This window comes from Stenotrophomonas sp. (assembly GCF_050737075.1).
Classification (GTDB): Bacteria; Pseudomonadota; Gammaproteobacteria; order Xanthomonadales; family Xanthomonadaceae; genus Stenotrophomonas.
Map to the genome: position 1 here is coordinate 23,389 of NZ_JBOHXV010000059.1, position 8,605 is coordinate 31,993.

7 protein-coding genes are annotated in these 8,605 nt (G+C 64.5%); all 7 read left to right on the forward strand.

All coding sequences use genetic code 11. The annotated features are described in order from the left end of the window. Positions 1-10 precede the first annotated feature (10 nt). Positions 11-2,422, forward strand: a complete 2,412-nt coding sequence (locus ACREPD_RS14430) for a DUF5906 domain-containing protein (protein ID WP_431599953.1) — start codon at positions 11-13, stop codon at positions 2,420-2,422. A gap of 333 nt (positions 2,423-2,755) precedes the next feature. After that, positions 2,756-3,394: a hypothetical protein gene (locus ACREPD_RS14435; RefSeq protein WP_431599954.1), complete on the forward strand. Its 639-nt coding sequence runs from the start codon at positions 2,756-2,758 to the stop codon at positions 3,392-3,394. After that, positions 3,391-5,313 (forward strand): phage terminase large subunit family protein, encoded by a 1,923-nt coding sequence (locus tag ACREPD_RS14440; protein ID WP_431599955.1) that lies wholly within the window; start codon positions 3,391-3,393, stop codon positions 5,311-5,313. The genes ACREPD_RS14435 and ACREPD_RS14440 overlap by 4 nt, the downstream gene beginning before the upstream one ends. After that, positions 5,313-5,645, forward strand: a complete 333-nt coding sequence (locus ACREPD_RS14445) for a hypothetical protein (RefSeq protein WP_431599956.1) — start codon at positions 5,313-5,315, stop codon at positions 5,643-5,645. Before ACREPD_RS14440 ends, ACREPD_RS14445 begins: the two co-directional genes overlap by 1 nt. A gap of 92 nt (positions 5,646-5,737) precedes the next feature. Continuing rightward, the gene (locus ACREPD_RS14450) at positions 5,738-5,953 is read left to right on the forward strand and encodes a primosomal replication protein PriB/PriC domain protein (protein WP_431599957.1); all 216 of its coding nucleotides are present in this window, start codon (positions 5,738-5,740) and stop codon (positions 5,951-5,953) included. Continuing rightward, positions 5,953-7,485 (forward strand): phage portal protein, encoded by a 1,533-nt coding sequence (locus tag ACREPD_RS14455; RefSeq protein WP_431599958.1) that lies wholly within the window; start codon positions 5,953-5,955, stop codon positions 7,483-7,485. Before ACREPD_RS14450 ends, ACREPD_RS14455 begins: the two co-directional genes overlap by 1 nt. After that, positions 7,482-8,605 (forward strand): head maturation protease, ClpP-related (locus ACREPD_RS14460; protein WP_431599959.1); only part of this gene is annotated, 1,124 nt, incomplete at its 3' end. The genes ACREPD_RS14455 and ACREPD_RS14460, both read left to right, overlap by 4 nt.

The window sequence follows — 8,605 nt, forward strand, 5'->3', positions numbered from 1 at the left end:
AACTTACTGAATGTCTGCCAATTACGATGATGTGCTGGGCCAACTCGCCGATGTCGGCCTGATCCTCGACAGTCTGGACACCAGCGGTCGCATGGTGCGCTGCCGGGTGGAAGGCTCGCGCGAGCGCCGCGGTTGGTACGTGTTGCACGAGCTCAACACCAGCAGCGGTGACGTGCTGATCGTCGGTACGTTCGGCGTCTGGCACGGGAACGACAACGGCGCGCAGAAGATCGAGCTGCACAAGCGCGATAGCGCTTTCAGCCAGGAGCAGCGCGAGGCGCTCAAGCGCCGGCTGGCCGAGGACCGTCGACGCGCGGAAGCGGCGCGGCTGGAGCAGAATCGGCGCGCCGCCGCACGGGCCACGGCAGCCTGGAACAAGGCGCTGCCGGAAGGCGAGGCCGACTATCTGCTCGACAAGGCGGTGCAGGCGTTCGGGCTGCGCTACGGTCGCAGCGGCGTGGCGCTGGTCCCGCTGTTGGATCCCAACGGCTCCATACACGGCTTGCAGGTGCTGCGCAGTGCCAAACAAGCCAAGGCCGCGAACAAGCCGGCCAAGGAATTTTGGCCGGCAGGCCTCGCCAAGAAGGGTCACTTCCACCTGATTGGCGGCACGCCGCAGTGGATCCTGCTGGTAGCCGAGGGTTACGCCACCGCCGCCACGCTGCACATGGCCACCGGCTACCCGGTCGCCGTGGCATTTGATGCCGGCAACCTGATGCCGGTCGCAGCCACCCTTGCCAAGCGCTACCGCAGCGCCAAGGTATTGGTCTGTGGCGATGACGACGTGCTCCAGAAGTGCCGCCACTGCAAGTCGCGCCTGGTGCTGGCAGAGTCGCCGGAGTTCTGTCCGACCTGTTGCCAGCCGCACGAAGCCTCCAACGCAGGCCTACTCGGAGCCGAGGCCGCGGCACTCAACGTCGGCGGGGCCATGCTGTTGCCGGAGTTCGCCGATGAGCCGGGCCGGTGCGAGCGCTTCATCGACACCGGCCGCAAGGTCAGCGACTTCAACGACCTGCACGTGCTTGAAGGCCTGCACGTGGTGCGCAGCCAGGTCGAGGCCCGCATCACGGAGCTTTCGTGGCGACCTCGTAGCGAAAACCGCAGCGCTTCCAGCACCTCCACCGGGGGCGCGGGGCAGTCCGATCTCAAACCCCTGGATTCGCTCGATGAGCTGCTGGAGCGGTTTGCGCTGGTGTACGGGCAGGGCGGCACGGTGTTTGATCACAAGGAGCACATGCTGATGGCGTTGGGCGACATGGGCCATGCCTGCGTGCGCCGCGAGCTGCACCGGGCGTGGATGGAACACCCGGGTAGATCCATCGTTCGGGTGCGCGAGGTCGACTTTGACCCGTCGGGTACGAAGGAAGGCGTCACTTGCAATCTGTTTGCAGGCTGGCCGACCACTCCCAAGGCCGGCGAATGCTCAAAGCTGCTGCACCTGCTCTGGCACATGTGCGGCGGCGAGGCCAATCAGAAGGCCCTGTACGACTGGGTACTGAAATGGCTGGCGTACCCGCTCCAGCATCCCGGAGCCAAGATGAAAAGCACCATCGTCATCCATGGTCCGCAGGGCACCGGCAAGAACATGTTCTTCGATGAGTACATGAAGCTGTTCGGCGACTATGGCCGCGTGCTGGATCAGGCCGCGCTGGAAGACAAGTTCAACGACTGGGCCAGCCGGAAGCTGTTCCTGCTGGCCGACGAGGTGGTTGCCCGCACTGAGGTATACCACCTCAAGAACAAGCTCAAGGCGCTGATCACCGGCGACCGGATCCGCATCAACCCCAAGAACCTCCAGGCGTATGAAGAAGACAACCACGCCAACCTGGTGTTCCTGTCCAACGAGGCCATGCCGGTCGTGCTCGAAGAGGACGACCGGCGGCATGCGGTGATCTGGACACCGGAGAAGCTGACCGAGGCGTTTTACCTGGAAGCACTGCAGGAGATCCGCAACGGCGGAACGGCCGCCTTGCACGACTACCTGCTGCGCCTGGACCTTACGGGGTTCACCAACGGGACCAACCCGCCCATGACGGACGCCAAGCGCGAGCTCATCGGCCTGAGCCAGGACAGCCCGCAGCGGTTTCTGGATGAGCTCTACGGCAACGACATCCCTGGGGTGAAGCCACGGCCGGCCCTGTCGAAGGAGTGGTACGAGCTCTACAAGGTGTGGTGCGGCAAGGAGGGGGTACGCCCTGCGCCCAATCCGAAGTTCGTCAACGCCCTGGTGCGCAAGCGGCAGATCATCCACCCGGACCGGGCGCGCAAGCGCTACACAGTCGGGCAGACAACGCTGGGCCCACACGGCTTCCTGATGCTAGGATCTTCAGCTCCCCCGGATGAGCGCACCGAGCAGGCCTTCCTTGGCGATGAGCTCGTGGCGTTCCGTAGCGCGTTCAACGACTACCGGGGGCGTGCATGAGTCACTCGGCTACGGACGTGCGGGACGTGCGGGATGACGTGCGGTCATTTGTGCGGGCATTTGGCCTAGTGGCAGTGGGCGTGTGCGGGACGTGCGGGACTTTTTCTGCTCACGTGTGCGGGTGCGCGCGTGCCCACATGCGCTCACATCACATGCGTGTGTCACGCGCGTATAGGTGCCCGCACGTCCCGCACGTCCCGCACAGCGCATGTGCCGCAGGCGTTTCGCGGATTCTCACGACCGCACGTCATCCCGCACATCCCACACACCCGCTCGCGCGCGCGTTTTCTTCTGTCACTGCTCTTTCGAAAAAGATGGAAGGGGAGGCTGGCAATGGCTTCTGAGGACGTACAGGTCTCGGGCAAGGATCTGGCGCTGCTGATCGGCTGCCGGCCGTCCTACATCGTGGAGCTGAAGAAGAAGGGTCGCCTGGTCTGCGCCGAGGACGGCAAGGGCTACCTGCGCGACGCCTCCCTGGCGCTGTACGGCCAGACCCAAGACCCCAGCTACAGTGCCGTCGCTGCCCGCCATGCGCAGGCGCGTGGCGCGTCGCTGGCAGGGGCAGGGGAGGGGGCCCACCCGGACTCCGATGCGGATGCCGACGATCTGGAGGCCGATGGCGAGGCAGAGAGCGGGGAGGGTGCCGCCCTACCGGTCACGCCCGATTCCAAGCGCAAGGCCAAAGCCCTGGCCGACAAGGCCGAGATCGACGCCAAGGCCGCCGCCCGCGACTACGAAGTGAGCATGGGCAAGCTGCTCGATGCCGGTCAGGTGGAACACGTGCTGGCCGAGGCGGCCACTGCGATTCGGGTGGAGCTGGAGCTGGAGCGCATGGCCGATGCGCTGGCACCGCAGCTGGCGGCCACCTCCGATGAGGCCCGCTGCCGGGAACTGATCTGGAACGAGGTCAGTCACGCCTTGGAAGAGATGAGCCGAGGCTTCCGTGTGGCATCGACGGCGGTGGCTGAATGACCGCCCAGGCTCGCCTCCACACCGTGCTGGCCCGGTCGCTGCAGCCGCGCCGTCCGCTCACCGTGTCGCAGTGGAACGATGAACACATGCGCCTGTCCAGCAAGGGCAGCAGCAAACCGGGCCGCTGGGTCACCAACCGCAACCCGCCGCTGCGCGAGCCGATGGACAACATGTCCGCGCGCAGCCCGGTGCACGACCAGGCCTGCATGTTCCCGATCCAGTTCGGCAAGAGCCAGATCGCGACCAACGCCATCGCGTATTGGATGGACTATGCCCCGGCCCCGATCATGTATGCGCTGCCGGGCGAAGCATCCATGAACAAGTGGGTGAACCAGAAGCTCAACCCGATGATCGAGGTGTGCAAGGCGGTGCGCCGGGCACTGAGCAGCACCGCCAGCCGCGATAGCTCCAACCAGCGCACCTTCAAGGACTTTGCCGGTGGCCAGCTCTACGTGGAACACATGGGCAGTCCGCAGCGCCTCAAATCGACCACGGTCAAGAACCTAGTTGTCGATGAGATCGACGAAGCCCCGCAGGTGCTGCTGACCGGCGATGATCCGGTGAAGATGCTGGACGGGCGCACGTCATCTTTTCCGACCACCTACAAGCGGCTGTACATCAGCACCCCGGGCATCACCGGCTTGAGTCGCATTGCCCGGCTGTATGAGAAGTCTGACCAGCGCCGTTACCACGTGCCGTGCCCGCACTGTGGGCACTTCCAGCACCTGCAGTGGAGCGGGCTGCATTGGTCGCCGGACGCCAAGCACGCCTGGTACGCCTGTAGTGATTGCGGCGTATGCATCGAAGAGCATCACAAGGCGGACATGATCTCGGCCGGCCGCTGGGTGCCTGGCAACCCGGATTCGCCCATCCGCGGCTATCACATCAACTGCCTGTACTACCAATTCGGCCTCGGCCCGCGCTGGATCGACCTGGTGCGCGAGTGGCTGGATGCGCAGAACGATCCTGCCTCGCTGAAGACATTCGTCAACGACCGTCTGGCCGAGACGTGGGAAGACCCGAAGATGCGGGCGGTCAAGCACAACGTGATCGCTGACCGCGCCGAACCGTACCGCCTGCGCTATGCCCCTCGCGGTGTCTTGGCCATCACGGTGGGCGTGGACACGCAGGACAACCGGCTTGCCGTCCATATGATCGGCTGGGGGCGGGGCATGACGGCGTGGACCCTGGACTATGTCGAGCTGGCCGGTGATCCGGCCGAAGAGGATGTGTGGGTCGCACTGACAGACCTGCTCAACCGCCCCATTGAACGGGAGGACGGGGTCCAGCTGCGCGCGTTGGCCACCGCCATTGACGCCGGCGGCCACCGTACCGAGGCGGTCAAGAACTACGTGCGCCAGCGCAAGCTCACCCGGGTGATGTGCATCTTCGGCGCGGTCCCCAACAACGCCCCTATCTTGTCCAAGGGCAAGCTTGCCGATGTCACCTGGAGGGAACGCACTGACAAGCGCGGGATCATGATCCACCACGTCGGCACGGTTGCGGCCAAGCACTACCTGTACAGCCGGCTCGCCGCCGATGCAGAGCGGCAGCCTGAGGCAAGGCTGGTGCGCTTCAGTGATGAGCTTCCCTCAGAGTTCTACCCCGGTCTGGTCTCGGAGGTATACAACCCGGTCAAGAACCGGTTTGAGAAGCGCGTCACCCGCAATGAGCCTCTCGATACGTGGGTCTACGGCTACGCCGCCGCCCATCACACCGAGGTGCGGTTGCACCGATACACCAAGTCAGATTGGGACGCGCTGGAGGCGCGGCTGGCCGCCACTGCTGGATCAGTGGTCGCCGATTCCCGTGAAACATCAACCACTGGAAGCAGCGGTGCGGAGACGGTCGCCAAGCAAAGCGTGCCTGATACGCGGTCGCGCAGTTCTGGATTCGGCCGCGACGGATGGGGGCTGTAATGGCAAAGCGACAAGAGACCAGCGAGCAGCTTCGCGAACGCATCCTGGCTGCAATGCGGGCCGACATTGGCATCAGCGAACGAATGGCGCAGCCGTTCGTGGAGTCGGTGATGCAGTGCTTCGCTGGCGAGCAGCCGTATTTCCCGGCCCTCGCCAAGGTGTATCCAGTCGACGCAATACGTGCCGCCTTGAAGGACGGGATTCCCGTGAAACACGTCATGCGGCAGTTCAACGTTTCCCGCTCCAAGCTGCACGAACTGTTCCCTGGCGGACTGCCCAAGCCTGGTGAAAGCGAGCGATCCAGGGCTTCAATGAAAGCGGCGACAAATTAGTTTTTCGCCCTTTCTAAATCAGCATCTTGTAGCGGCTGGTGTCCACGAGTTTATTGAGGTTCCGGACATTCCAACCCCTAGCCTATGTAGTCATGAAGACTGCTCAGCAAATGCTGGATCTGTATATCCAAGCCGAATCTGCCGTCCTGCTTGGACAGTCGGTTCGCTTCGGTGAGCGGCAGCTGACCCGCGCGGATCTGGCTGAGATCCGCAACGGTCGTAAGGAATGGCAGGCAGCAGTGGACCGCGCTGCAAATGGCCGCCGTCGGGCCCGCTGGGCCAACGCTGACTTTGGCGGTGTGACCTGATGTCCAGCGCGCTCACGGCCAAGAGCCGGCTATCAACTGCCATCGGCGCTGACCGGGCGATCGCAACCGCACGAGACCAGCTGGCACCGGTGTTGGCCCGCGCCCATGAAGTCACTCGTCCGTCGCGCAACCGCAAGCTGGCCCGTGACTGGGGCAGTGGTAGCGCCATTGCCGGCATGGATGCACGTCAACTGCGCGACCAGGCACGCCACCTTGAGCGCGATCTGGATCTGGCCGACAACGCCCTCAACGTGCTGGTACAAAACACGGTGGGCTCGGGCATCGATGTGCTCTCCGCTCCCCGCCTGCCGGGTCAGCCGATTGACCGCGCGCTCGCCCTGCAGCTGGATGATCTGTGGGATGCCTGGTGGGATGCGCCTGAGGTCACCGGCTCCCATGACTACGGCATGTGTCAGCAGCTGCTGGCACGCAGCTGGTTCCGCGATGGCGACGCGTTCTACCAGGACCTGATTGGGCCGGTGGCCTACCTGGATCATGGCTCGATCGTTCCATACAGCTTTGAGATGCTCGAAGCAGACCTGGTGCCGCTGGACTTCAATGACCCGGCGCGCAATATCAGCCAAGGAGTGGAGTGCAATGCGTGGGGTAAGCCGATTGCCTATCACGTGTTCAAGCGGCATCCGGGCGATCCGATGGGGACGCGCACCGAGACCAAGCGGGTGTCTGCCGACTTCATGCACCGCATCGCGTTGGTGAAGCGGCTGCACCAGGTTCGCGGGCTGAGCGTCTTCGCCAGCTCGATGTCGCGCTTTGAGGACGTAAAGGACTACGAAGAGTCCGAGCGCATTGCCGCAAAGGTCGCAGCCTCCATGACCTTCCAGATCAAAAAGGGCTCTGGCGAAGCCTACGGCGGCGATCTGGGCGGCAACGCGCTGGTTCAGGACGGCGTGCCCATTCGCGAGCTGCGGCTGGCACCAGGCGCGATCTTCGATGATCTGCTGCCGGGCGAATCCATCGAAAGTCTGGGCACCGACCGGCCCAATCCTAATGCTGCGACATGGCGAAAAGAGCAGCTGCGCGCCGCCGCCGGCGGCATCGGCGTGAGCTATTCCAGCCTTTCGCTGGACTACAACGGCACTTACTCGGCGCAGCGCCAGGAACTGGTGGAGAAGTGGGGCAGCTACCTGATGCTGGCCGAGCGCTTCATCGCCTTGTGTATACGTCCGCAGCGCATGCGCTTTGTCCAGGCATGCGTGCTGTCCGGGCGGATCCGCCTACCGCGCGGCTGGACGCTTCGCGATCTGGCGGCATCCACCTATGTGCGCCCGGTCATGCCGTGGATCGATCCGCTCAAAGAGGCCTACGCCAAAGGCGAAGCTGAAGACCGGGGCTGGGTCTCTCCGCAGCAGAACACGCTGCAGTACGGCAACAACCCGGCCGATGTGCTGCGCCAGCGCGAAGACTGGCAGGAACAGAACCGCGACCTGATGCCGCCGGCATCTAACACCAGCGCTGAAGCCCGTGCCCAGGTTGTGGCATCGCTCCAGCACGATCTTTCCAGGAGCGAATGACCATGCGTTCATGCCTGTTGGCCGCCGCCATCGAACACAGCATCCGGGCCGACGCCGGACATGACCCCGAGCTGGGTCCGGCCTTGTATCAGATCCGCGCTGAGGCCGACACCGCCGAGGTGATGATCTACGGCGCTATTGGCGGATTCCTGTTTGAGCAATCGGTGTCGGCCAGCGAGCTGGTCGAACAGATCGGCCAGATCACCGCCGCCACCATCCATGTGCGCCTCAACAGCGTTGGCGGCATCGTCGCCGATGGACTGGCCATCCACAACGCGCTCAAGTCCCATACGGCGCGCAAGGTCATCACCGTGGAAGGGCAGGCCGCCTCCATCGCCTCGCTGATCTTGCAGGCCGGTGATGAGCGCCAGGTCTATGCCAGCTCGTTGGTCATGGTGCATGCCCCGCGCACGGTGGCCGCCGGCAGCGCTACTGCCTTCCGCCAGAACGCCGATGCGCTCGATGCCCATGCCGCCGCAATGCTGGAAGCGTATGCCGCACGTTCTGGTCGGCGCCAGGACATGGAAGGCCTGCTTACCGACGATGTGGACCACTGGTACTCCGGCCCACAAGCGGTGGAAGCCGGGTTGGCCGACACCGTCGTCGATGCCGATCCGGGGGCCGGCGCTCGCTGGCAAGGTGCGGCCGCTGTGGCCATCAGCGGCTACTTGCAGTCCCTTGACGGCGCGCAGTCACCGGTCGCCACCCAGCTACGCGGCCACATCGTGGCGTGCCTGTCCCCCCAAGTATTCACCTCTCTTCCTGAGGTCAGCCAGTCGGCCGTGATCGGCCATATCGAGGATCCCACCATGAACCAGCAGTATCGCCACATCCTCGCCAATGCCGGCCGCACCAGTGCGCCCCCGGCAGGCGCGCCCGTCACTCCCACTCCGATCGCCGCCCCGGTAGTTGCCGCCCCGCCGGTGACGGCTGCGGCCGATCCTGTCCAGGTCGCGATGGCCGCGTTACGCGAGCGCAATACGCAGATCCAGGCGATGGCCACTCCGCACATGGCCAATGGGCAGGTGAGCGAGTACGTCAATAGCGTGATCGCCCACGCCGACTCCAACGTCACCGCCGATGCGGTCGGACGCCATATCCTGGCGTTGCTGGCCAGCAA